Source organism: Nocardia sp. NPDC004860 (assembly GCF_040609015.1).
GTDB lineage: Bacteria > Actinomycetota > Actinomycetes > Mycobacteriales > Mycobacteriaceae > Nocardia.
Genome location: NZ_JBEXJI010000021.1, coordinates 16,794 through 40,286 on the forward strand (window position 1 = coordinate 16,794; position 23,493 = coordinate 40,286).

Annotated in this window: 27 protein-coding genes and 1 pseudogene; 17 read left to right on the top strand and 11 right to left on the bottom strand. The window is 65.1% G+C overall.

Going from position 1 to position 23,493, the window contains the following annotated elements:
• Positions 1-33 precede the first annotated feature (33 nt).
• Together ABZV44_RS30555 and ABZV44_RS30560 are read right to left on the bottom strand one after the other, a co-directional pair.
• Positions 34-450 (bottom strand): DoxX family protein, encoded by a 417-nt coding sequence (locus ABZV44_RS30555; protein ID WP_354843706.1) that lies wholly within the window; start codon positions 448-450, stop codon positions 34-36.
• A gap of 67 nt (positions 451-517) precedes the next feature.
• On the bottom strand, positions 518-1,108 hold the full coding sequence (locus ABZV44_RS30560; protein WP_354843709.1) for a TIGR03086 family metal-binding protein: 591 nt from the start codon (positions 1,106-1,108) through the stop codon (positions 518-520).
• Between the two features lie 333 nt (positions 1,109-1,441).
• On the opposite strand from ABZV44_RS30560, the gene ABZV44_RS30565 reads away from it, so the two are divergent.
• The 7 genes and pseudogenes from ABZV44_RS30565 (at position 1,442) to ABZV44_RS30595 (ending at position 6,852) form a co-directional block, all read left to right on the top strand.
• Positions 1,442-1,852: an SDR family NAD(P)-dependent oxidoreductase gene (locus tag ABZV44_RS30565; protein WP_354843712.1), complete on the top strand. Its 411-nt coding sequence runs from the start codon at positions 1,442-1,444 to the stop codon at positions 1,850-1,852.
• Positions 1,853-1,969: 117 nt separating this feature from the next.
• Positions 1,970-2,116 (top strand): annotated as a pseudogene (locus ABZV44_RS30570) (SDR family oxidoreductase); the annotation flags it as partial.
• 261 nt (positions 2,117-2,377) lie between these two features.
• Positions 2,378-3,196 carry a class I SAM-dependent methyltransferase gene (locus tag ABZV44_RS30575; RefSeq protein WP_354843715.1) on the top strand — a complete coding sequence of 273 codons (819 nt, stop codon included), beginning with the start codon at positions 2,378-2,380 and terminating at the stop codon, positions 3,194-3,196.
• A gap of 297 nt (positions 3,197-3,493) precedes the next feature.
• Positions 3,494-4,468 (top strand): serine hydrolase, encoded by a 975-nt coding sequence (locus ABZV44_RS30580; protein ID WP_354843718.1) that lies wholly within the window; start codon positions 3,494-3,496, stop codon positions 4,466-4,468.
• A 315-nt stretch (positions 4,469-4,783) separates the two neighbouring features.
• Positions 4,784-5,200 (top strand): MerR family transcriptional regulator, encoded by a 417-nt coding sequence (locus tag ABZV44_RS30585; RefSeq protein WP_354843721.1) that lies wholly within the window; start codon positions 4,784-4,786, stop codon positions 5,198-5,200.
• A 35-nt stretch (positions 5,201-5,235) separates the two neighbouring features.
• Entirely contained in the window at positions 5,236-5,571 is a 336-nt protein-coding gene (locus ABZV44_RS30590) for a thioredoxin domain-containing protein (RefSeq protein WP_354843724.1), read from the top strand.
• A 105-nt stretch (positions 5,572-5,676) separates the two neighbouring features.
• Positions 5,677-6,852: a cytochrome P450 gene (locus ABZV44_RS30595; protein ID WP_354843727.1), complete on the top strand. Its 1,176-nt coding sequence runs from the start codon at positions 5,677-5,679 to the stop codon at positions 6,850-6,852.
• A gap of 17 nt (positions 6,853-6,869) precedes the next feature.
• Here the strand turns inward: ABZV44_RS30595 and ABZV44_RS30600 are convergent, their stop codons facing one another.
• Together ABZV44_RS30600 and ABZV44_RS30605 are read right to left on the bottom strand one after the other, a co-directional pair.
• A complete protein-coding gene (locus tag ABZV44_RS30600) occupies positions 6,870-7,292 on the bottom strand; it encodes a nuclear transport factor 2 family protein (protein ID WP_354843730.1) in 423 nt (140 codons plus the stop codon).
• A gap of 210 nt (positions 7,293-7,502) precedes the next feature.
• A complete protein-coding gene (locus tag ABZV44_RS30605) occupies positions 7,503-8,390 on the bottom strand; it encodes a LysR family transcriptional regulator (RefSeq protein ID WP_354843733.1) in 888 nt (295 codons plus the stop codon).
• Positions 8,391-8,470: 80 nt separating this feature from the next.
• On the opposite strand from ABZV44_RS30605, the gene ABZV44_RS30610 reads away from it, so the two are divergent.
• The 5 genes from ABZV44_RS30610 (at position 8,471) to ABZV44_RS30630 (ending at position 11,606) form a co-directional block, all read left to right on the top strand.
• Positions 8,471-8,965 carry a cupin domain-containing protein gene (locus ABZV44_RS30610; protein ID WP_354843736.1) on the top strand — a complete coding sequence of 165 codons (495 nt, stop codon included), beginning with the start codon at positions 8,471-8,473 and terminating at the stop codon, positions 8,963-8,965.
• 60 nt (positions 8,966-9,025) lie between these two features.
• On the top strand, positions 9,026-9,388 hold the full coding sequence (locus ABZV44_RS30615; protein ID WP_354843739.1) for a DoxX family protein: 363 nt from the start codon (positions 9,026-9,028) through the stop codon (positions 9,386-9,388).
• Between the two features lie 122 nt (positions 9,389-9,510).
• Positions 9,511-10,008 carry a pyridoxamine 5'-phosphate oxidase family protein gene (locus ABZV44_RS30620; protein ID WP_354843742.1) on the top strand — a complete coding sequence of 166 codons (498 nt, stop codon included), beginning with the start codon at positions 9,511-9,513 and terminating at the stop codon, positions 10,006-10,008.
• 48 nt (positions 10,009-10,056) lie between these two features.
• Positions 10,057-10,464 carry a YciI family protein gene (locus tag ABZV44_RS30625; RefSeq protein ID WP_354843745.1) on the top strand — a complete coding sequence of 136 codons (408 nt, stop codon included), beginning with the start codon at positions 10,057-10,059 and terminating at the stop codon, positions 10,462-10,464.
• A complete protein-coding gene (locus ABZV44_RS30630) occupies positions 10,461-11,606 on the top strand; it encodes a DUF6596 domain-containing protein (protein ID WP_354843748.1) in 1,146 nt (381 codons plus the stop codon). The genes ABZV44_RS30625 and ABZV44_RS30630 overlap by 4 nt, the downstream gene beginning before the upstream one ends.
• A 957-nt stretch (positions 11,607-12,563) precedes the next feature.
• Here the strand turns inward: ABZV44_RS30630 and ABZV44_RS30635 are convergent.
• Positions 12,564-13,508 (bottom strand): alpha/beta fold hydrolase, encoded by a 945-nt coding sequence (locus ABZV44_RS30635; RefSeq protein WP_354843751.1) that lies wholly within the window; start codon positions 13,506-13,508, stop codon positions 12,564-12,566.
• Positions 13,509-13,654: 146 nt separating this feature from the next.
• Between ABZV44_RS30635 and ABZV44_RS30640 the strand changes: the two genes are divergently transcribed.
• The gene (locus tag ABZV44_RS30640) at positions 13,655-14,239 is read left to right on the top strand and encodes a helix-turn-helix domain-containing protein (RefSeq protein ID WP_354843754.1); all 585 of its coding nucleotides are present in this window, start codon (positions 13,655-13,657) and stop codon (positions 14,237-14,239) included.
• 295 nt (positions 14,240-14,534) lie between these two features.
• On the opposite strand, the gene ABZV44_RS30645 is transcribed toward ABZV44_RS30640, so the two are convergent.
• Both ABZV44_RS30645 and ABZV44_RS30650 read right to left on the bottom strand, forming a co-directional pair.
• On the bottom strand, positions 14,535-15,572 hold the full coding sequence (locus tag ABZV44_RS30645; protein ID WP_354844009.1) for a fused (3R)-hydroxyacyl-ACP dehydratase subunits HadA/HadB: 1,038 nt from the start codon (positions 15,570-15,572) through the stop codon (positions 14,535-14,537).
• A 570-nt stretch (positions 15,573-16,142) separates the two neighbouring features.
• Positions 16,143-16,598 (bottom strand): MarR family transcriptional regulator, encoded by a 456-nt coding sequence (locus tag ABZV44_RS30650; protein WP_354843757.1) that lies wholly within the window; start codon positions 16,596-16,598, stop codon positions 16,143-16,145.
• Between the two features lie 104 nt (positions 16,599-16,702).
• Here ABZV44_RS30650 and ABZV44_RS30655 point away from each other — a divergent pair, with 104 nt between their 5' ends.
• The 3 genes from ABZV44_RS30655 to ABZV44_RS30665 all read left to right on the top strand — a co-directional run bounded on the left by ABZV44_RS30655 (position 16,703) and on the right by ABZV44_RS30665 (position 19,352).
• Positions 16,703-17,098: a hypothetical protein gene (locus tag ABZV44_RS30655; protein WP_354843760.1), complete on the top strand. Its 396-nt coding sequence runs from the start codon at positions 16,703-16,705 to the stop codon at positions 17,096-17,098.
• A gap of 105 nt (positions 17,099-17,203) precedes the next feature.
• Positions 17,204-18,091, top strand: a complete 888-nt coding sequence (locus tag ABZV44_RS30660) for a patatin-like phospholipase family protein (protein WP_354843763.1) — start codon at positions 17,204-17,206, stop codon at positions 18,089-18,091.
• Positions 18,092-18,509: 418 nt separating this feature from the next.
• Complete coding sequence (locus ABZV44_RS30665; protein ID WP_354843767.1) at positions 18,510-19,352, top strand: thioesterase family protein; 843 nt, start codon at positions 18,510-18,512, stop codon at positions 19,350-19,352.
• Between the two features lie 98 nt (positions 19,353-19,450).
• Here ABZV44_RS30665 and ABZV44_RS30670 read toward each other — a convergent pair whose 3' ends face one another.
• On the bottom strand, positions 19,451-19,900 hold the full coding sequence (locus ABZV44_RS30670) for a hypothetical protein (protein WP_354843770.1): 450 nt from the start codon (positions 19,898-19,900) through the stop codon (positions 19,451-19,453).
• 330 nt (positions 19,901-20,230) lie between these two features.
• Positions 20,231-20,656: a MarR family transcriptional regulator gene (locus ABZV44_RS30675; RefSeq protein WP_354843773.1), complete on the bottom strand. Its 426-nt coding sequence runs from the start codon at positions 20,654-20,656 to the stop codon at positions 20,231-20,233.
• A gap of 80 nt (positions 20,657-20,736) precedes the next feature.
• Between ABZV44_RS30675 and ABZV44_RS30680 the strand changes: the two genes are divergently transcribed.
• Complete coding sequence (locus ABZV44_RS30680) at positions 20,737-21,591, top strand: SDR family oxidoreductase (RefSeq protein ID WP_354843776.1); 855 nt, start codon at positions 20,737-20,739, stop codon at positions 21,589-21,591.
• A 262-nt stretch (positions 21,592-21,853) separates the two neighbouring features.
• On the opposite strand, the gene ABZV44_RS30685 is transcribed toward ABZV44_RS30680, so the two are convergent.
• Both ABZV44_RS30685 and ABZV44_RS30690 read right to left on the bottom strand, forming a co-directional pair.
• Positions 21,854-22,822: a zinc-dependent alcohol dehydrogenase family protein gene (locus ABZV44_RS30685; RefSeq protein ID WP_354843778.1), complete on the bottom strand. Its 969-nt coding sequence runs from the start codon at positions 22,820-22,822 to the stop codon at positions 21,854-21,856.
• 182 nt (positions 22,823-23,004) lie between these two features.
• On the bottom strand, positions 23,005-23,454 hold the full coding sequence (locus tag ABZV44_RS30690) for a hypothetical protein (protein WP_354843781.1): 450 nt from the start codon (positions 23,452-23,454) through the stop codon (positions 23,005-23,007).
• Between the last annotated feature and the right edge of the window lie 39 nt (positions 23,455-23,493).

The window sequence follows — 23,493 nt, forward strand, 5'->3', positions numbered from 1 at the left end:
GGGCGAATCCCATTCGCCCACCGCAACATTCAGCTACGTCCATTGCCCGGGCCGAAGCACGTCCAGCCAGTGAGTCGGCCATGTCGCAAGGGCGACGATCACCATGATCGCCAGGTGCACCGGTGCCGCGAAACTCTCCTTGGGTCCGTGGTGGTTGATGATGTGCGTGACCACGGCGCCGGTCAGTACCAGGATCAGCACCGCGGCGCCGAGGAATCGTGCCTCGTGGAACGGGATCACCAAGAGCAGCGCGCACACCCCCTCGATCCCGCCGACCACAAACCGGAACCAGGCGGGCCAGCCCCACTCCGCGAATTTGATCGAGTACGCAGGCCCGAAAAACGTCGGCCCGGGCCAGAACTTGGTCACCGCCCCCATCATGAACTCGAGGGCGAGGAACCACAGGAAACCGGTCGCGACCCATCCGGGCCAGGTGTGAGCGATAGTCATACCGCCATGACCACCCGCACGGCTGAAATGTGACACGCGCAGTGTGCAGGCGAGATCGGTTCGCCACCTACGCTCGAATACTGGCCGTCCACTGCGGATTTCGCCCCGATGCCGCCACCGCCCGCACGAACGGCTCTGTGCCATCAGCGACCTCGACTGCCGTGACGAACATGCCGTACGAGCGGTATTCCTCCGCACTGGAGTCGACGATCTCCGCGATGGTCGTGGCCGCCGACGCGGAGATCCGGAACTCTTGTCCGGTCGCAGCGGCCACGTCCCACCCGTGCAGAGCGAGCTCGGCGAGCAGCATTCCCGCGACGTCGGATGCGGGCGTCGAGGCCCAGCCGAGGTCGATCTCACCCTCCCACACGGCGGGCTCGGACCAGGCCTGCACTGCTCGATCCAACTGCGCCGCATACTCTTCGGCCCAATCCGCTGTCGCCGTGAAGTCACGCGCACTCAGATCGTCGGGGATCGCCCGCCGCCGCGCCCGGCACTCCAGCCCGTAGGCCGAGTAGAGCACCCAGTGGTTGATCAGCGTCCGCACATCGAATTCGGTACACGGCGTCGGCGCCGACAACTGCTCCGGTCGAACTCCCCGAGCCACCCGCCCAGCCTCAGCGGCACACTCGGTCATCGCTGAAAGGATCTTGTTCATGCCGAGGACGCTATGCCGAGGGCGGCCGTGTGGTCTTGGAAAAATACGTCACGGCGACCGCACCCAGTGGCACAGGCGAATATCCGCAATGGCTGCACCTGGAGGTCCGCGATGCCCACGCGATTCGACACCGCTGCCAGCCGCGGCGTGTCAAGGATGCCGTCGGCACCGCAGAGAAGGAGACCGAGGCCGACGCTCGACTCGTGCGAGTGGAGCGAGACGATTGTGCTGGGCCGGGTAATGAACGTGGCGTGATGGCGACGGCGGGACGGTGCCGGGCATCTCAGGTTGGAACCACCATCACCGCAGATTCTGAATCAACGGCAGGCGCACATGAGCGACGTCTTCGGAATTGCTGGTAAGACAGCATTGGTCACGGGCTCGGCGCGGAATATCGGGCGGGCGATCGTGCTGGCCGGCTGCGGCGCGAACGTCATTGTCAACACCCGCAGCGATCAGGCGGAAGCCGACTCGGTGGCGAAGGAGGCCGCGGATCTCGGCGTCGGCTCCCTGGTGGTGATAGGTGACGCCGACGACAAGGCGACCGTGGAGCGGATGCGGACCCAGGCCGAGGCGACATTCGGCGGCGTGGATATCTACGTGAGCAACGCAGCCCGACAGCTTTACAAGGACTTCTTCGAGATCACCGATGAGGAATGGCACTACCGGCCGGCGAGGATGGCCGGCTGGGCGGCTGGACCCGGGTCCCCCACTCGGTCGGCAAGGGCAGCCTGCGCACGCTGACCAGGTCGCTGGTCTCCGGGCTGGGCCAGTACGGCATCACCGTCAACGACGTCTGTCCCGGATTCGTCGACACCGCCCGCGACATGCAGACCCACCCCGAGGTCACCCCGAAGAACGGAGACTTTCCTCCCGACCATCCCCGTCCGACGACAGCCGACGCCCGAGGAGCCGGCATGGGCATGCGCCTTCCTGTGCTCGACGCGTTCCGCCGCCATCACCGGTGCGGTTATCCACGTCAATGGCGGTCAATGGATGTTCGGATAGCAACGGCAAAAGCGATTGGTCGCGGTGGAGGGCCTCGGTGCTGGTGTTCCGTTGGTCGGGGGGTCTTACGGAACACCAGCCGAGGGCGATGCATCAGATGGGGCATTCGTCCATCCGATGCAAGCGTCGAATGCGTTGTTCTTCTCTCTTCTTACGTATCAGGTCGGCCGGAGGTTCACTCGAAGCCTGCGCGTCCGACTCGCGTATCCAGGTGTCGGCGGTAGCATCCCGTGCCGTGAGTGGCGATCCGAGGCCGGGTTCGTGACCACGGCCGGACGCGGGGACGCGTCCTTCACCGGGTCGATCCCCGAGATTTACCACAGCCTGCTGGTTCCGATGATCTTCGCGGAACCGGCTCGGCTCCTTGCGGAATCGGTGGCCACGGCGGACGCTGTCGACATTCTCGAAACGGCTGCCGGGACCGGGGCGCTGACGAGGGAACTCGTCCGGCTGGGCGGGCACAACATCGTGTCAACCGATCTGAACGAACCCATGGTGACAGCGGCCGCAGCCAGGCTCGTTTCCGAGCGGGTGCATTGGCAGGTGGCGGACGCCCAGAGTCTGCCTTTCTCCGACCGCTCCTTCGATGTGGTCGCATGCCAATTCGGTGCAATGTTCCTGCCCGACAAGGTACGCGGATACGCCGAGGCGCTCCGGGTGCTGCGCCCGAATGGCATGTTCGCCTTCAACGTCTGGGACCGGATCGAGAACAACGCCGTACCCCTTGTCATCACCGGGGCACTGTGCGCGGCAGCACCCGACGAGCCACTCGAGTTCTTCCGCCGCACGCCCTACGGATACTTCGACATCGACCGAATCCGCGGCGAACTCGAAACGGCCGGATTCGACCGGATCACCGGTGAATACGTCGAGGGTTCCAGTCACTCGACGCCGGAGACCGGTGCGGAGGCGTTCTGCCAGGGAACCCCGCTGCGTAGCGAAATCGAACGCCACTCGTCCCTCGATGTCGAATCCGCAACCGCGATCGCAACCACGGAATTACGCCGGCGATATGGGCCGGGCGAGTTCGACGCGCCAATCCGATGGTTGCAGATCACAGCCCGGCGGCCGGCCCATTGAGCGGTATTCCGCCGCAACTTGCCCTATGCCGAAACCGACACGCCCACAGCTTCGTCACCGGCACCGCCGAGCACCATTCGCTCTGCCGGATGTCTCACCCGGCACCGAATCGATCTGATGCCTCTGTCCGACGAATTGGCATCAGCGACAACGAAACTCGGCATCCAGGGAGCCAGGACATACGCGATCAGCGCCGACTCGAACGACCCTGCTCACACCGTCGAGCGGGCGGGCACAAGCGAGAATTGCGGCGCCGAAGCATCTCGATAGCTATGTATTCGCCACGGCTCAAGCCTTGTGACAATCCTGGCAAATGAAATCCCCGAGATCAAGGGAATTGAAAGGCAGAATGTCGCCATGCCGACATTTGCTCAATTGTTGCACACTGCCGTCGCAGGGGCGCTGATTGTGGCAGTCAGTCATAACGTCGCGGCCGCTCCCGCCGCGAGTGCTCCGAATGGCCTGTTGCCCTGGCCCCGTTCCGAGCCTGACGGAATACAGGCGCCGGGGGCTGAACTGGCAGACGGAATTACCGGCACGATGCTGTGGTCACGAGAGCCGGACACACCGGTCCCGATAGCCAGCATCGCAAAGGTGATGACGGCACTGGTCGTGATCAATACCGGCGACCTCGACCGGACTGTCACCGTGCCGCAGGAGGCCATGTCCTATTGCGCCCGGAACGACGGAAGCAGCGCAGGGCTGGTCCCCGGCGAAGTGTTCACCACACGACAGGCCCTGTACGCGATGATGCTGCCTTCCGGCTGCGACGCCGCTTATACCCTGGCCGATGCCTACGGGCCCGGCCAAGACGGCTTCATCGCCAGAATGAACGACACCGCAGGTCAAATGGGCCTGACGGGAACACATTTCGCCGATCCCAGCGGACTGCCCTCCCCCGACGACTACTCCACGTATTCCACACCGGCGAACCTGGTGGCCCTCGGCCTGCGCGCGATGGGCCTGCCGGCGTTCCGCGAGATCGCGGGGTCGGAGAGCTATCACCTGCCCGCCGGCCCGGGCAATCGCGAGCACCACTGGCAGACCACGAATCTGCTGCTGCACGAGTATCCCGGCACCATCGGCATCAAGACAGGATCCACCGACGCCGCGGGAGCCTGCCTGCTGTTCGAGACGGTGCGGGCTGGAATACCGCTGATCGGTGTAGTCCTGCACAGCTCACCCGGCAGCGGCCGCGCCGCGAAGGAAGACGCCGAACGCATGCTGAACTGGGCCTACCAACCCATCTTCAGCGCGCTGCCGATCCGTTAGCTCCATCTACCGCAGGCCACCCGCGAATCCCGGCCCACGAACGCCAACGGCCCGAAATCAACTCGGACCGTTGGCGTTCCACGGCATCGGGAGGCACATTCGCACCGCCAGGTCACGGCAGCCCATCACCCGCGGCAAACAATTCTTCAGAGGACCTCCGATACCCGGTACGCGACTCCGTCGTCGATCAGATATCCCGATCCCACGGCAACAATGCCGTTGAGCGCGGGAGGAGGGCTGCGCGCATCAGCGGCCGGTGCTCTGTGGGGTGCTCGGGCTTGCCTTGACGCCGAGGTCAATGTTTACGGTCGAGGCATGAGGATCGGCGAGTTGGCGAAGCAGGCGGGGACAACGACACGGGCGTTGCGGTTCTACGAATCGCAGGGGTTGATCACGGCAGGGCGTGAGGCCAACGGATACCGGGAGTACAGCGATGCCGATGCCCGGATGGTCGAAGAAATTCTGGCCCTGCAGGCTGTCGGATTCAGCCTGGAGGACACGCGGCCGTTCGTGGAGTGTCTGCGGGCAGGCCACGAGGCCGGAGACGCGTGTTCCGATTCGATCGTCGTATACCGCCGCCGTCTCGCCGAAGTCGACGCTCTGATGGATCAGCTCACCGCCTTGCGCGCGGCCTTGACGGACAAACTCGTGGCGGCTCAGGCCAGGCAGGCCGATTCATGCTGTGGCGGTGTCGAATTGATATCGGATCTGTGTGAAGCGAAGGAATCGTGATGTTGTCGAACGATGTCGGGTCCGAGCTGAAGGTCGTGACCGACGAGACCTTCGAGCGCGAGGTACTCGAACACCCGCGACCGGTGCTGGTCGAGTTCGGCGCCGAATGGTGCCCGCCCTGCCGGATGGTCGCACCCGTCGTGGCCGCCGTTGCTCGTGAGCGCGCTGACCTGCTCACCATCTACAAGATCGACACTGACGAAAACCCTTCCGTCACTGCCACTTACCGAGTCATGTCGGCGCCGACCTTCATCCTCTTCCGGGGCGGTCGGCCGATCCTCACCGTGGTCGGCGCGCGCTCCAAGGCCAAGCTTCTCTCCGAGCTCGACCATGCGCTCGCTTCTGCCCCTCGAAATCCTGACGGCTGGTGAGCGCAGGCGTTCGGCACGGATTTCGACGCGCCGGACGGGTTGACTCCGTGCCGCGGCCGGGCGCACCATCAGCGCACTGCTGCTCAGGGCGGGAAGGGGTTTGCCGTGACCGACAGCCGTCAGGAGTTCTTCGATCATCTCGACTGGTTCGATGAGGACCACTGCGCGCGGCTGGACGATCAGCTCACCTGGGCGCGCGGGCAATGTCCGGTCGTGCATTCGGGATTCGGTGGTGGAATGCATGTGGTGACGCGGTATCAAGACCTCGTCACCGTGGCCGCGCATCCGGAGATCTTCAGTTCATCCATGCCCGGATTGACTTCTGTGCCAGTTGCTTTACCGCCCATCGACGTGGATCCGCCGCTGCATCACGACTTCCGGGCGTTCCTCAACGGGCCGTTCTCGCGGTCGGCGTTGCAACGATACGCGCCGGTGGTGCAGCAGCTCGCCGACGAACTCATCGACCAGTTCGCCGACCACGGGGAGGTCGAGTTCGTCAGCGAGTTCGCGATCCCGTTCACCGCGGGTGCGCTGGCGAAGATCGTGCTGGACGACGACAACCAGGAGCGGCTGGCGCGCGCGGTCGATGCCGTCACCCAGGTGTCGGTGCAGAACACGCCCGAAAGTTTCGCCGCCGTCGCGGCATTGGCCGCCGAGCTCATGGCCGAACGCGAGGCCGCGCCGCGCGCGGACCTGCTGCAGTCCATCGTCGATGCCACCGTCGCCGACGGCCGACCGCTGACCATGGAGGAACGGCTCGGCGTGGTCACCGTGCTACTGCTGGGCGGGCTCGACACCACCCGCGGCGCACTCGCCTACATCGCCGAGTTCCTGACCGAGATACCCGGCCTCGAAGCGCGCCTGCGTGAACCGGATTGGGCCGCTCGCGATCTGGACGAGCTGCTGCGCTACACCTCGACCGTGAGCGTCATGGGCAGACTCGTCATGGAGGACAACGACCTGCTCGGCGTCCCGATCGCCAGGGGCGACCGCGTCGCAGTGCACTGGCGCTCGGGCAACCGCGACAGCGACCGCTTCGACAACCCCGGCCAACTCGACTTCGACCGTAACCACAACCCGCACTTGGCCTTCGGCATCGGCATCCATCGTTGCGTCGGCCGCCACTTCGCCCGCATGCAGCTCGACATCGGCATCACCCGCCTCCTGAACCGCCTCACCGGCTTCCGCCTCGCCCCCGGCACCGAAGTGCGCCGGTCGGTCGGCATCAGCGTCGGAGCACCTCGCGAACTACACCTCCGCTTCGACCCCGTCACGCCCTGACCTGCCCGGAGTCTCGCCTAGGCGCGGCCGAACACCTCGTAGGTCCCGACCTCGTGGGTGACCTCTTGCCGCCAGCCCACGATCCGCCACCCGTCCGAGGTGTAGGCGGCCTCGGCGTGGTACCAGCCGAACACTTCGAACACGAGATCCGGTCGATTCGCACCGATATGGTGGACCCGCATCTTCGCCGACATCGTGGCACGTTCGCCGTCAACAGTCGCTTGCTCGTGCCCCATCAAATGCTGTGTGGGACCACACTTGTCGAGATATCCACGAATCATCCTGACGAGATTGTCTCGGCCGCCGACGATTTCAGACCCCGCGTAATCCGCCTTCACATCCGGGGCGAACACGTTGTCGAGGCCCGCCCAGTCACGCCGGTCGAGCGCATCGGCATACCTGTGGAGTAGAGCGATAACTGCATACCGTTCGGTGGTCATTGCGGGACCGTAGCGGCCAAACCCACGTCCCGACCGGTGATCGTCTCGCTGATCGGGACAATTACCTTGACCCATGACAGCACAGAAGAATCTGTATTCAGAAAATCATGAATCGTGGGAAGGCGGAACCAACGCAAGCTCATGCCGCGAGCCGCCCGGTGCGGAACGGCGATGAAGGCCCCAAAGATCAACGGCAGGAGCCATTTGGGTCTATTCGTGGACCGAGTCGCATTCACCGCCGAGATGGGGATCGAGGTATGCGGCCGTTGCTGTTTGCACGAACGATCGGATCAACGGGTTGGCGTCGCCCTCGTTCCAGACCACCACCACCCTGCTCGGCGCCATATCGATCAGCGGAACCACAGCCAGTCCCTCGGGCACGTTGTGCCCGAGCGGAGTTACGCCGACGGTGCCGTTCCACAGCACGGCTTGCACACATTCTTGAACGACCCGCACGACCGGGCCCTCCCGCGGTTCGCCACCGTTCCAGTAGGTCTGCCAGAGGGGGTCGGTGCCGGCGGGAAACTGGAACCAGCGACGGTCGGCCAAGTCGGTCAGTTTCAGGTGGTCGCGGTGAGCCAGCGGGTCGTCGGCGCGCAGTACGGCTCCGACGGGGTCGGCGCGCAGTTCACGGACGGTCAGGGCGGTGTCGTTGAACGGCGCACGGGTCACGGCGACGTCGACCAGTCCGGCCTTCAGCCCGCAGGTGGGGTCGCTGAGGTCGGTGTCGCGGATACGGATGTCCACCTCGGGGTGCCTGTGGCGGTAAGCGGCAGCCAGTCTGGTGATGCCGGGGTCGGTGGCGTCACCCAGGATGCCGATGGTGAGGTTCGCGTTTCCGGCCGCAGCGGCCAGCCGCACGCTGAGCCGGTCGGCCTGCTCGAGCAGAGCACGCGCCTCGTCGAGTAGCACCGCCCCGACCGGGGTGAGACCGACACCGGTGGGCGACCGATCGAACAGGGCGGCACCGACTTCCGCCTCCAGTTGCCGGATGGCGCGGCTCAGCGGCGGTTGGCTCATGTACAGCCGGGTGGCGGCGCGCCCGAAGTGGCGTTCCTCGGCGACGGCTACGAAGTAGCGCAGCGTACGTAGCTCCACCCTGGCACGATACCCGTCCGGTATCGGCATCGCGGAACGGGTCTTGGACACCTCCGGTGTCCCGGCGGTGCAATCGAAATATGACCGACGAAGCACACAGCGACGAAATGAACTCCGCCACAACGGTTTCGATAGTGCGGCCGGGCGAGGGTGAGGTGATCATGTTGGGCGCCACGCGAATGCGCGTCCTCGAGGACGGCAGTAATACCGGCCACCGTCTCGGACTCGCCGAATCCGTCGTGGCTCCCTACACCCCGGGGCCGCCGCAGCACCGGCACGCCCGGCACGACGAAGGCTTCTACATCATCTCCGGCACGCTGCGGTTCACCGTCGGCGACACCGCCTACGACGCGACAGCGGGCACGCTGGTGATGGTCCCGCCCGGCGCCCCGCACACCTTCGCCAACATCACCGGCCAACCGGCCGTCATGCTCAGCACCTTCACCCCCGACCTGTATGTGCAGTACTTCCGCGACCTGCAGGACATGATCGCCGACGGCGGGGAACTGACACCACAGGTGAACATCGACGTGATGAGCCACTACGCCACCGAGCCCGCCACCGACTTCACCTGAACCCCCAGCGGACCGAGGCGCTTTCGTCACGGTCACTGATGTCACCACTGGATAGGAATTGTGAACATCGCATTCTGGATCGCCGCCGGCCTGCTCGCTCTCTTCTACCTGTATGCAGGCGCACTGAAGATCACCCGGAGCCGGGATCGACTCCGGCCCATGATGGCCTGGGTGGACCGCACACCCCTACCCGCTGTCCGCGCCATCGGCGTGCTCGAAGTACTCGGCGCGCTCGGGCTGATCCTTCCACCCCTGACCGGCATCGCGCCCTGGCTCGCTGTGATCGCGGCCGTTGGGTTCGTACTCCTGCAATTCGGTGCGATCCCGGTCCATCTGACCGGCGGAGATCGAAAAGTCGCCCTCAACATCACCCTTCTGCTCACAGCAGCCGTGACCGTTTTGTTCGCGACCACCTGGGTGTGACTCTCGGATCCCAAATAATCCGGAAATTCTCAGGTCGTGGATGTCGAGAACGCCCGGGCGGCTCCGTCCCAGGGGTACGGAGGCGAACGGGCCTCGACGACACCGACGAAGGAACGAGCATCATGCAAGCGAACGAGATCACCGCGATCCTGGACCTCCCGATCAGTCAGGAGCTGCTGGCTCGCGATCTGCTGCGGATGGCGTATGTCGCCAAGGACGGCACGCCTCGCAACATCCCGATCGCATTCACCTGGAACGGCTCGGAGATCGTCGTCTGCACCACGAAGAATGCCCCGAAGCTGCCCTTCCTGCGGCACAATCCGGAGGTCGCGCTGACGATCGATACCGAGGTGCATCCGCCGAAGATCCTGCTCATCCGCGGGCGAGCGGAAATGGATGTGGTGGATGGCATCCCGGAGGAGTACCTGCGGATGAATGGCAGCTACGAGATGACCCCGGAGCAGCGGGTCGAGTGGGAGGCCGAGGTTCGCTCGCTGTACGACGGCATGGTCCGGATTGTCATCACCCCGACGTGGGTCAAACTCATCGACTTCGAAACCACCCTCCCGACCGCGGTCGAAGAACTGATCCGGCAACGGGCCGAGCGTCAGAGCGCCTGACCCGATCGAACCCGGCCAGAATGGGCCCTACGAACCGAGGAGAACATCATGCCGAAATACCTGCTGCTCAAGCACTACCGGGGCGCGCCGGCCCCGGTCAACGACGTGCCGATGGACCAGTGGACGCCGGACGAGATCTCGGCCCACGTGCAGTACATGGAGGACTTCGCCGCACGACTCGAGACCACCGGCGAGTACGTCGACAGTCAGGCGCTCTCGCCGAAGGGCACGTTCGTCCGCTCCGACGGCGAGGGGCGCCCGCCGGTCACCGACGGCCCGTTCGCGGAGACCAAGGATCTGATCGCCGGGTGGATGATCATCGACGTCGAGACCTACGAACGGGCGCTCGAGCTGGCCGGCGAGCTGTCCGCGGCGCCGGGCGCGGGCGGGAAGCCGATCCAGGAGTGGCTCGAGCTGCGACCGTTTCTCACCGCGTCACCCACGGTCACCGAGTGAACGAGTCGCTGCTACGCGAACTCGTACCCGCGGTGATCGGCGTCCTCGTCCGCCGCGGAGCCGACTTCGCCGCGGCCGAGGATGCGGTGCAGGAGGCGCTGATCCGGGCACTGGAAACGTGGCCGGACGATCCACCGCGCGATGCCAAGGCGTGGCTCGTCGCGGCCGCCTGGCGAAAGTTCCTCGATGCCGCCCGCGCCGAAACATCGCGGCGGGGACGGGAATTCGCCATGGAGGTCGAGCCTCCGGCAGGTCCGGTGCCCGCCACGGACGACACACTGTGGCTGTATTTCTTGTGCGCGCACCCCTCCCTGTCCCCCGGGTCGGCCGTCGCATTGACCTTGCGCGCTGTCGGCGGCCTGACGACCCGGCAGATAGCCACGGCCTATCTGGTCCCCGAAGCGACTATGGCGCAACGGATCAGCCGTGCCAAACGGCGGATCACGGGACTGCCACTCGACCGGCCCGGCGATCTCACGACGGTGCTGCGCGTGCTCTACCTCGTCTTCAACGAGGGCTACGGCGGGGATATCGACCTGGCGGCCGAAGCCATCCGCCTCACTCGTCAGCTCGCCGCCTCGACCGACGAACCCGAGGTCGCTGGGCTGCTCGCGCTGATGCTGCTGCATCATGCTCGCCGGGCGTCTCGCACCGGCCCGGGTGGTCGCCTGGTGCCGCTCGCAGCACAGGACCGATCGCGTTGGGACACAGGCCTTATCGCCGAGGGGGTGGGGATTTTGCAGACCGCGCTGGCCCGCGACCGGCTGGGCGAATACCAGGCCCAGGCCGCGATCGCCGCCCTGCACGCCGATGCCCCGAGCACCGCCGAAACGGACTGGATACAGATCGTGGAGTGGTACGACGAACTGCTACTCCTCACCGACAGCCCGATAGTGCGGCTGAACCGCGCAGTGGCAGTCGGCGAGGCCGACGGCCCCCGCGCCGGCCTGGCCGCACTGGCCGAACTGGACCCAGAACTCCCCCGCCACACCGCAGTCCGCGCCTACCTCCACGAACGCGCCGGCAACCTCGGGCAGGCCGCCACCCTCTACGCCGAGGCGTCCCGCGCAGCCACCACCGTGCCCGAGCGCGACCACCTCACCCGCGAGGCAGCCCGGATACGGCAGCTACTGCGCTCCTGAGCCCGGTTGCGGCACAACCACACTCGACCTCCCGCGCGGAAGCCAGCTACCAGCACGGTAGGCCGACGTACGGACCCGACTATGGTCGAGAACGTCCTCTACTGCCGATCGTGTGGGCAGGTGTCAGAATCGCTCATTGAAGATTGCGCGACGTCACTGCTCGAATCTGCTGGCCATGCGGGCATTCGAAGCCACCGGTCGGGCACGACGAACACACGGCGATACGCACTGATGCAAATGAACTCCCGGCACAGCACTTGATTTCAGCAATCACTGCTCGACCGGGAGTTCACTCGAATCTCGACCGTCACGCACCCAACACCGGATTTCTCGGACGCTTACTCAGATGCACCAGACGACACTGCCGAGGGGGATACACCACGTAGCTGATCCGAACGATCCGTCGACCGGAGTGGCGGAGGACGACGGAGGCGCCGCGGCAGTCGAATCGGCAGTGGCCGCGGGCGCGGCGAGGACGAGCAGGGGCGCGGCAATAATAGTCGCGGCAAGGGCTTTCATGATCTTGCTAGACATTTTGCTTCCTAACAACGAGCTGTATGACGTCCGGGTACTAGGCCGAGCTACCGGACTGGGTCTGCGAGTGCGTCACGTGCCGAATCGACTTTGCGACACCCGATATCGCTCCTTGGTGAAGTTCATATGCGTTCCGACAGGAACGCGCGTTCCAGCCGGCCGACAGCTGCAGCATCGACCACACCGGACAAGACGTCATTTGGTACCGAGGAAGACGTCACTAGCAGCTTACCGCTGGCTACCAAAACACTGAAGCAGGTCACCGCTGCGACGAAAACGGCTGCGACGAAAACGACGGTAATCCGGTTTGCCGTCGAACTTCTCGACCTGCACCTCCGATGAGCGGACATCATCGTCAGCTGATTTCCATGCACGCATCATTGGCGCAGCCGGTTCTCGGTGGACGGCCGCCGATGAATGCCTCTACTTATGGTCGATGCGGCCGATCGGATCGGTGGCCTGTGCGAGATCGGTCTGCGCCTGCTTCCATGCCATGTCATCGATTCCGAGGGCGCTGCGGAGGTAGGCCCATGAAGCCTCGCGGATCAGCACGACGCGGTCGGGGCTTTCATCGGTGGTGTCCTTGGCGTTGTAGCCATGGATTCCGCCCAGTGAATGATCGCCCCCGAAGATGGTGAGCAAGCTTTGGGCGCCAGGGCTGTAGGCGTAGACGTCGGTGAACCAGTCGGGGCCACGGGTCGAGAGATGGGATTGATCGTGATCGCCCGCGACCACCAGGGTCGGTGTGGTCAGGTTGCCGAAGTCGGGGTTCATGAAGGAGAAGTTCTCCGCGGCGAACGGGGTCAGGGTGTCGCCGCCGAGGCCGGTAGTTGCGAGCAGGACACCGGCTTTCACTCGCGTGTCGCTCAGATCGGGTCCAGGCTGCCCGTTCGTGCCGATGACGCGCGCGCCGAGCAGCATGCCGACGGTCTGTCCGCCCCAGGAATGTCCTGCGACGGCAATGCGGTCGCGGTCGATGCGTTCGTCGAGTCCTGGAATCGCGGCAACGATCCGGTCGAGCTGGTCGAGAACCTGCGTGACGTCGCGGACCCGGACGCGCCAGATGTCCGGGTACCGGGGATCGGCCGGAGTGAGGCCGAGGGTTCGTGAATCGAGAAATGTGGGCTGCACGACGACGAAACCGTTGCCGGCCCAGAAGTCGACCAGCGGGTCGTAGGAGGACATCGACTCGCCGTAACCGTGGGCGAGCACGACGATGGGCAGACCGGCGCCGACGGTGGGTGCGGATATGCGCACCTGCAGGTCGTCGCCGCGTTCGGGCGCCGGCAGGACGACCGGTTTGACGCTGATGATCGGGCTGGTCAGGGCGGGTACACCGCTGCGGGCGGCAGTGTCCGGTCCGGGCATGGGGTTTCCCTTCGATAGCGATGCGCGCTGCGCCGTGGGGGTCGAGAATCCACGCGAACCGCGGATATACTCAAGCGGAGCACTGTTCCGAATATACGGAGCAGTGTTCCGATTGACAACTATCGCCGTGAAAGAAGGGAAGTCACGTGGACGCACGCGACGAGCGAGCCGCTGCCAGTTCGTCCAAACGCGCCGACGCGCGACGGAACGAGCGGGCCCTGCTCGATGCCGCGGCATCGGTGTTCGTCACCCAGGGCGTGGATGCGCCGGTCCGCCAGATCGCCGCCGCGGCCGGCGTCGGCATGGGCACGATCTACCGGCACTTCCCCGCGCGAGCAGATCTCGTCGCGGCCGTCTACCGGCATCAGATCGACGCCTGCGCCGAGGCCGGACCCGCCCTGCTCGCGGAGGAGTCCTCACCGTTCGCCGCACTGCGTCGATGGGTGGATCTGTTCGTGGACTTCCTGGTGACCAAGCATGGGCTCGCCGCCGCGATGCGCAGCGACCCCGACAGCTTCACCGCCTTGCACACACTGTTCCTGGACCGACTCGTGCCGGTGTTCGACAGTCTCCTCACCGCCGGCCGCAACGCCGGCGAGATCACCGCCGACGTCTCCGCCTATCAACTGCTGCGCGCGATCGGCGACATCTGCGCGGGCGCAGAAATGGTCGACCCGAATTACGAGGTGCATCTCACCATCGGCCTGCTGCTCGACGGGTGCCGGCGGTAACGACCGCGAAATTCGAAGGTGCACAGCCACATCCGGCCACGCATCGCCACTGCCACCCCGCCGGGACGCAACCACTCGATATGCGCGAAACCCTCTCGCCCCAAGCAATTCTGGTCTACCGGATATCCAGCACCATCGTCATAGGAACCCCGCCTTGCCGCATACCGCGCCGACCGAACCGGCCACGCGGACCGGTCGACGACGAGACCGACTGCGGCGCAGGAACATCCGCTTCTGTCGACGTGCGCGCTCGGTACGCATCAGATCGCCGAGCGCCCCGTCATAGAATCACCGTCTAACCGAGGCGAACGTCTATGGTGGCCAGACCGAAGATCTTGCGCCCAGCGGACTTCGCGGTGAGAACGACTGTGGCGGTTCTGGTTTCCGGGTCGATCGACTTGATCCGGCCGCTGAACTCCACGTCCCCGGCCGAGACGGCTCCGACGACGGTGTAGTTCGACAGCCGGGCTCCGTACCGGATGATGGCACCGGGGTCGCCGAGCCAGTCGGTGACAAACCCCGCCCCGAGGCCCATGGTCAGCATGCCGTGTGCGATCACATCGGGAAGGCCGGCCAATGAAGCGACTTCCTCGTTCCAGTGGATCGGATTCACATCACCGGCGACTCCCGCATAGTTCACCAGGTCGCCCCGCGTCAGTCGGACAGTCCGGGCCGGTAGCTCGTCACCCACGGCGATGTCCTCGAAACGGATTGCCGTGTGCGGCACACGGGTTCGCGATACGTGCGAATGCCGGGAGGCTGCCTGTGCAGGCTGATCGGCCAGTGGATGTCCGGCGGGTGGCGCCGAGGCTGCGGGCGAGGGCGCGGGTTCCAAACCGCTCATGATCACACCTTCGATGGCATCGCTGATGTCGGCATCGACGTCATCGCCGGTGATGCCGACGATCGTCGTGTGCATGATCTGCACGATCTGGCCGGACTGGTCGGTAAATGTATTGGTGACGGTGAGCAGGTCCTTGCCGGCGACACGGCGAACCGAGGACAGTTCGACATCGCTGATCAATCGGTCACCGGCCAGGACAGGCTTGTACATCTCGAAGACCTGGTCGGTGTGCACGAACATGTCGTAGCCGGCCAGCACGTTCTCGAGCAGAGCACGATTGGCCCGCATCGCCACGATCGAAGCGAACGTCGCCGGCGCGACCAGCCCGGCGAACCCGAGCTCGTTGGCAGCGGAATCGCTCCAGTGTGCCGGATGGGAGTCCTGGACAGCCCGCGCGTATTCGCGGATCTTCTCCCGACCAACTTCGTAGTAGTCATCGACGCGATAGCGATAGCCGATCAGCGCGGCCACATCAAATGCTGCTTCCATCAAGCCTCCCCTACATCGTTCGACCAACCTCAGACCCGGATCCGCAGAGCCGAATTCATGAGCGGACACCACTCTTCCACAGGACAGCACGCTTGCTGAGGAGAACAAACGGTCTTGCCGACGAGTCGGCCGATGCCTCAGCGCAAAGTCTGAAGCACATCCGCTCATGGCGCATCCCGCGCGGTTTGATCAGCTGGAACGAGCGCGACCGACAGCGAGAACGACTGCGGCCCAGGACATCCACCTCTGCCGAGGTTCGGGCAACCGGTGCAATCCCGACAATCCGCTGTAGAACAGCAATTTCGCGCCAGTTCCTCAGCTGTAGTCCACGTCCAGAACGGTTGGGTTGGCCGTTCATGCCCGGACAGCAGCGCGCCCTTCTGGCCGGGACCCGGCCCTGATACCAGTCTCGAGTAGCCGCATAGTGCGCTGACCGAACCGGCCGGCAAGGGCATCGGAAAAATCAGCGGGCAGAGGGCCATACGGCTGCAGGCAGTGCACGCACATGCCGAGTTGCGGGCGGCTTTCGACGTGTTTCACACGTTATCCGGTGGCACGGCAGTGGGATTGTCAGTGTTCGGAGACGGCTTCCTCGTAGGCGCGAAGTGTCGCTATCACGAGGGCGCGCTGCTCGGCCGTCAGCGGGCCCAGGGCTGTACGCCAGCCGCGGCCCGCGCCACCGAGCCATGCCGCGACCGCCGTTCGATGGGAATCGGCGATGGTGACAAGGGTTCGTCTGCGGTCATTGTCGTCGGTTCGTCGATCCACGACGCCCTGGCGGCTGAGGTCCGCGACCATCAGGCTCACGGTCGTGGGCGCCACCTCCAGCCGCTGCGCCAGCTCGTTCACCGTCAGCGGCCCGTCGAACAGCACGTAGGTCAGCATCGAGAGATGGCGAGGCGCCAGATCGAATGATCGCAAGGCCGCCGGGACCGGCAGGCGTTTCGCGCGCCCGATCAGCCGTGGCATGAGCAGCACCATGGCGCGAACGCTGTCGTCCAAGGACAGACCAGGCTCCGTTGACATACCTCTCTCTCCAAAATATCTTTGCATACAAAGCAATCTTGGCGAACCGGACCTTCATCGTCCCATGCGAACACGCCGGTCCTGCACTCCACAGAGGAGAACCAATGTCCGAACCGATTGCGCGGCCCAGGGCACTGACCATCGGTCTGCACCCCCGAGCCATGGACTACAGCCGCTTCCCAGATCTGGACGAGGCGCAGCTGACCGCCAGGGTCGACGCCGCCAACGACGCCCTGCGCGACGCCGAATTCGATATCACCCCATACCTTGTCGGCGCATCACCCGAGGAAGCCGAAACCGAAATACGAACCCTGCTCGCCCACCAGCGGTTCGACCTCGTCATGATCGGCGGTGCGATACGAGCCTTCCCCGACCACACCCCACTGTTCGAGCGCATCATCAACACCCTGGCCGAGGCCGCCCCGGGAATTCGATTCTGCTTCAACACTTCCCCCGAAACCACCCTCGACGCCCTCCGCCGAGCATCCACAGCCATCTGAACCCCGACATGCACCAATCGCACGGGCCAACGGGGCCACCAGAAGATCAACCGGCAGAGCGCCGTAAGGGCCTGCGACGATGGTGAGTGTCGTTACGATCGCGGCATGGAGAATCGCGGAGCCGATCGAACGTCCGGTGAGGCCGTTCGGCGTTCGGTGGTTTTGGGTGGGGGCGGCGTTGCCGGGTCGGCGTGGATGGCGGGTTTGGCCGCTGAATTGCGCCGCCGTGGAATCGATTTGGGTTCGGCCGACTCGATAGTCGGCACGTCCGCAGGCGCGGTCGTCGGGGCGGCACTGGTAGCGGGGCGGGATCTGGACTCGTTTGCCAACGATCCACGTCCCCCAGGCAGCACGGAACCACCGTCGGTGGTGAAGCGCGAGTTGGTTGCCACCGTTTTCTCGGTGTTGTTCGACCGGACGTTGGATCGTGATACGGCGCGGCGCAAGGTGGGTCGAATGGCGATGGCCGAGGAGCCGGCGCAACCGGCGCATATCGCACCGATGGAGTGGCTGGTCGGCGGCAACGACTGGCCGGATCGCAGGTTGCGGATCGTCGTCGTGGACGCCGCCAGTGGTGAGCGCCAGGTCTGGGACAGCGGCAGCGGTGTGCCCCTGGCTACCGCTGTCGCCGCGAGCCGTTCCTTTCCGGGACTCCGCCCGCCTGTTGTTGTCGGAGACCGCTACTACATTGATGGCGGGGTTTGGTCGCCCACCAACGCGGACCTCGCCGCGGACTCGGACGTCGTTCTGGTGGTTGAGCCATTGGCGCACATGTTCCCGCCCGAACAAGTTCAATCCGAACTCGCGACGACCGCAGCCGATACCGTCGTGCGGTTCCGCCCCGACGCGGCCACGATCGACGTGTTCAACGCGTTCGCGACCGACTCGGATGTGCTCGCGAGCTGGCCGGTAGCGTTCCAAGCGGGCATTCGCCAGGCAGACAACCTGGCACAGCAGTTGATCGACGCGGGCTGGTTGTCGCTGGAGCGGTGATACGCACCCAGGCCGCGCATACGACGGATCGCACGATAACCGCGAGGCGCGCTGACCGAACCGGCCAGCGGGGATCGGCCGGAACCCGGTGCGGCGCAGAGCATCCGCTATTGCCACGTTTCGGGCGACCGGTGCAATCCCGCACAATCCGCTGTAGAACAGCGATTTCGCGCCAATTTCTCAGCTGTAGTCCACGTTCAGAACGGCTGGGTTGGCCGTTCATGCCCGGACAGCAGCGCGCTCTTCTGCCGCATCGTGCGCGGGTCCGAAACGGCCGCGGCTGGAGTTGGCAATTTGGGTTTGTGGACGTCGGTTTCGATGCGTTGGTGCCCGCCAGGAGTGCACGGAAGTGCTGAATTTCGTGTGCTTGGCTAGAGCCGGATGATCTTCTGGGAGGCCATGAAACGTGTTCTAATCGATGCGTTTTGACGAGTCGGAACAGAGGGGGTCGATCGCGGTGGTTTCGTTCTTCGTGGCGCGGGACGGGCGGTACCAAGCGCATGGATACGGGGTCAGCCAGTGGTCTTCGAAGCAGGTGAACGGGCCGGCGGTGTGTGGACTGTTGGCGCGTCAGGTTGAAACGCATTGCCCCGCAGAGGGCTTCATGCCTGCGCGGCTGACAGTCGATTTGCTGCGGCCGGTACTCAATGAACCGATCGCGGTGCACAGCGTCGTCGTCCGCGAGGGTGCGCGGGTGATCGTGGCCGATGCCTCCATCGTGCAGGAGGGCGAGGTTCGTGCGCGGGCGAGTGCGGTCTTCCTCGCTTCAGCTTCGGCGGCACCGGGTGAGATGTGGCAGCCGCGGGCGTCATTGCCCGCTCCGCAGGTTCAGCTGACATCGCCGGATGGTGAGCCTCCGTTGCTCAAGTGTGGCGAGTCCGAGTGGACCGACAACTTGGCCGCAGGCCGGAACGCCGACCGTAAAGTGCTGTGGCAGAACCTCATTCCCTTGGTCGAGGGCGAAGCGATCTCCCCGTTTCAGCGAGCAGCTGCTATGGGGGACGCCACGAACTTCGTCTGCCATTGGGGATCTGCGGGGATCGGCTACATCAATACCGACATGACCTTGACGCTGTCGCGGTTGCCCGAAGGTCCCGAGCTCGGGCTTCAGGCTCAGGAGCAGGTCACCGGCGACGGTATCGCGGTGGGAACCGCAACGCTCTACGATCGCGTCGGCCGGTTGGGCACCTGTGTGGTGACTGCCGTCGCGGACGCCCGGCGGCCAGTACCGGCAGCACGCCACGCGGCGGCCGCACGCTGATCAACCAACCTCCTCATCTGCCGCTTCCCGCGCTGACCGAACCGGCCACGGGTGAGCTGACATTGCGACGGCGCTGACACAGCGCGGAACCGGCTGCCCTACGAAGGTTCGGAATCCGCCACTGCCGGAGCATCGGTGGGGACCAGGTCGTAAACGTACGACCGATCGCCCTTGAAGCTCACCCACACTCCTTCGGGCGGGAGGTCACCCCGCCCGGCATCATCGAACGGACGACTCGACACCGCAGCCTCCGCAGTGCACACCACCCATCCGAAATCAGGAAGCCGCCGACACCAGATGTCGAGGTCGACCCGCTTGTACGACGGAAAACCGTGCGCGTCCCCGTCGCGGACGAACTCGTAGGTCAACCCGTCCAGCCGCCGCACGAAGCGCATACCCAGCATCAAGCCATCCTCGACGACGAACTTTGCCAAGATCAACCGGATATCGGGAGCGGACGTAACCCCCCGAACGCACTCATCTGCCGCATCGAGCGCGGTTCGAAACGGCCACACCGGGATCGGACACGTCGGCACGGGAAGGTTCACAGGCCGTCGGTGGCGCTCGGCCGAATGCTGACGACGGCGCCGGAGGCGCGAAGGGAGCGCGCCAAGAGTTCTATTTCCACGAGAGTTCCTCGAAGCCCGGCGCGCAGGAGTTCGTTGGCCATTGGACCGTGCCTGCGATAGCGGCAGCGGTCGGAGCCGAACCTAGACCGGGAACCGATCTACGCCAACCATCCGGAAATGCCGCGACTCGCGGGCTCCGAAGCGGCCGACGCGGACCTGGAAGATCAACCGGCAGAAGGCCTCACGGCCGAGAGCGGTGTGCGCTCACGCCGAATGTCGCGTATCTCGGGGGCAGTTGATCGGTGTCGGTCAGTCTGTCAGCAGGAGGGTGAGCAGGGTGCGGAGTTGGTGTTGTTGCTCGGTGGTCAGCCGGGCCAAGGGTCGGCTGGCGAAGGGCATGCGGGCTTGTAGGTCCTCGGCGACGCGTCTGCCCTGATCGGTCGCCGCGACCAGGCGCACTCGACGGTCGTTCGGATTCTCCCGGCGCTCGATCAGGCCACGGGTTTGCAATTTGTCGACGAGGGCGGTGACATTCGACGGCTCGGCGTGCAGATGCTCGGCGATCCGCCGGGTCACGACCGGTTCCTGTGCCGCCAGCAGCGCTTTGGCCTGCATGGGCGTCAACTCATGGGCGTCGGCGGCCGCCTCCGCCTCGGCGGCGTAGCGGCGATTGATCGCTGCGAACAGCCCTACCACCTCGGCCGTCAGTTCCCGCTGCTCCTGCTCGCTCGACATGCCCTCCACTATAGCGATACCCCATCATAATTATGATGTATGATGATTATGGTTCATAACCAATAGCCAGGAGGAAACCCATGAGCCCGTCCATCGACCGGAAAACCGTCCTGATCACCGGCACCTCGACCGGCATCGGACTGCACACGGCCGTCCACGCCGCCCGCTCCGGCTGGCAAGTCATCGCCACCATGCGCGACACCGCCCGCTCGACCGCACTCGTCGAGCTCGCCCGCCACGACGGCGTCGCCGACCACGTCGAGGTCCGACAGCTCGACGTCACCGATCCGGCCTCCGTCCACCGCTGCGTCTCCGGCGTCGTCGACGATCACGGCCACCTCGACGCGCTGATCAACAACGCGGGCGCCGGCCACCTGGGCACCCTCGAACTGGAGGACACCGGCGAGATCCGCGCCGTCATGGAGGTCAACTTCTTCGGCGTCCTCGAAGTCACCCGCGCCGCGCTCCCGCAACTGCGCGCCACACACGGACGAGTTCTGACCGTCAGCAGCGTCGGCGGGGTCATCGGACAGCCGTTCAACGAGGCATACTGCGCCGCGAAGTTCGCCGTCGAGGGCTTCATGGAAGCGTTGGCCCCGGTAGCCGCGCAGACCGGCGTCGCGGTCAGCGTCATCGAACCCGGCGCCGTCGCAAGCGAATTCGTCGCCAACGTGGGCGGACGTGAAATGCTCGCCACGAATGCGACCGGACCGTACGCTTCCGCGCTGGCCGCCTACCGCAAGCGCACCGAGGGCGCCTTCGCCAACGCCCAATCGCCCGAATCCGCCGCCCAGGCCATCGTCGAAGCGCTCGACGCCACCGACCTCCCGTTCCGAGTCCAGACTTCGGACACCGCCCGAAACTTCGTCGCCGTCAAACTCTCCGACCTCGACGGCGCGAAAGTGCAGGACATGACCAGCGCCTGGATCGGGTGAACCACCCGACCACAACCAGGTGATGGCGCGCTCACTGAACTCCCCCGCTGACGCTCACCGAAATTCCCCATTTGTCCCGTGTGGCTCCGCTGTGAAGGGCGGGCTCCTCCGATGCTGGTGTTACCTACCGCACCTGACCAGCACTTTCATTCGGAGGAGGCCCGCTTTTCCATGTCGATACGTGAGGAAGACGTGGAAATCAGTGCCCGCCTCGTTTGTCCGACGAAAGTGCCCAATCTTCAGCCGTCCGCTTTGCGCGCGTTCATTGCCCGGCCACGTTCAGCAGGATCTTGCCGCCCCGGAGGAGATGCTGCACCGCGTCCTGGATGTGCTCCAGGGGGTACACGCCCGCCACGGGGACAACGAGGGTGCCGTCGGCCACCAGCGGTGCCGCCTCACGAATGACAGGCACCACCTTGTCGCGGTAGTCGAAGTCGCCGACAAAGAATCCGCGGACGGTGAGGTGCTTGCCGACCAGTGTCGAGGTATCGACCCACATGGGCTCGTCCCTGGCCCAGGCATAGCTGACCAACCATCCACCGTCGGACAGCAATTCGAGCAGCCGCCCCACCACTGGACCACCGACGGCTTCCACTGCCAGCGCCACTCGCGCGTCGCCGATCACTGCTCGAACATCGCCGACCGCATCGGGGTCGTCGACGTGGACCACGTCGGCCCCGGCTGCTGTGAGCTCGGCGAACGTTGAGTCGTCACGGACCAGGTTGATCGTCTTCAGCCCACGTAGTTTGGCTAACGCAATCAATGACCGTCCCACACCGGAATTCGCGGCGTTCTGAACCACCCAGTCACCGGGCTGCAGGGAGATGCATTCACTGAGCATCAACCCTGCCGCCGGGGGGTTGCTGCCCAGCATCGAGTACTGCTCGATGTTGCCGCCCGCGGGGAGTGCGAACAGGCCGTCGGCGGGCACGACGAGCCGCTCACGCCACGCACCGGCATACAGGGGTAGCACGACCAGATCGCCGGCTCGAAGTCCATCGACCTCGGCGCCAGTGGCAAGAACGCGTGCGACGCCCTCTGCGCCTGGTATGTGGGGCAGGGGTGGTCGCGCCAGCATGCCGGTGACAACCAGTAGGTCGTGCTTGTTCAACGGCGAGACCTCAACGCTCAACAGAACCTCGTGCGGACCCGGTGGCGGCGGCTCCTCGATGTCGACGACGCGGAGCACCTGCGCGGGGTCGCCGAACTGCTCAATCTGGATGGCGCGCATATCAATCCCTCTCCATCGAAGTACTGAGTGGTCCGGGTGCGGCTCTACGCACCGCCTCAGACCCCGGAAACCGCCAGCCCCGATAATCGGAACCGCTCACGGGCGGAGAATTTCCGCGAGCACAGGCGAGGAACTTCGGCGAGCGCCGTCACAGTGGCGCCGGTCAGCGCAGGTGCTGAAGATCAGTCCTTACTTGGCCGGTAACTGAGTAGGGATCTGCGTAGACCGCTGAATGCATAGCCGGCCGCCCACACTGAAATCACAATGAGGACAACGAACATCGGTAGCCAGCTGCTCTTCTGATGATCGACGCTCCACCAGACCGCCGTAAACAGAATCGCGCAGATGAACAGCAGGATGTCGCGCAAGCTGCCGCGATAGGAGGCGGCCGCTCTGCGCAGCAGCTGGTATCGGTTGACGGTCGCGACCAGGTCGTCGATGCGACTGTCGATGCTCCCTTGGAGTTCGGCTCGCCGCTCCACCTCCTGCGCAGGTAAGCGTTCCAGCAGTTCCATATCCTGCTTGATCGTCTTGCGGACATCCGGGCCCTTCAGATATCCCGCCGCTGCGCCCAGAGCCAATCCACCTGCAATGGGCGCGATCCCCACGGCAAGGTCAACCAAAGCGGCCATGCTTCCGTCTCCTCGGCCAACCCATCAATATCGCGGCGA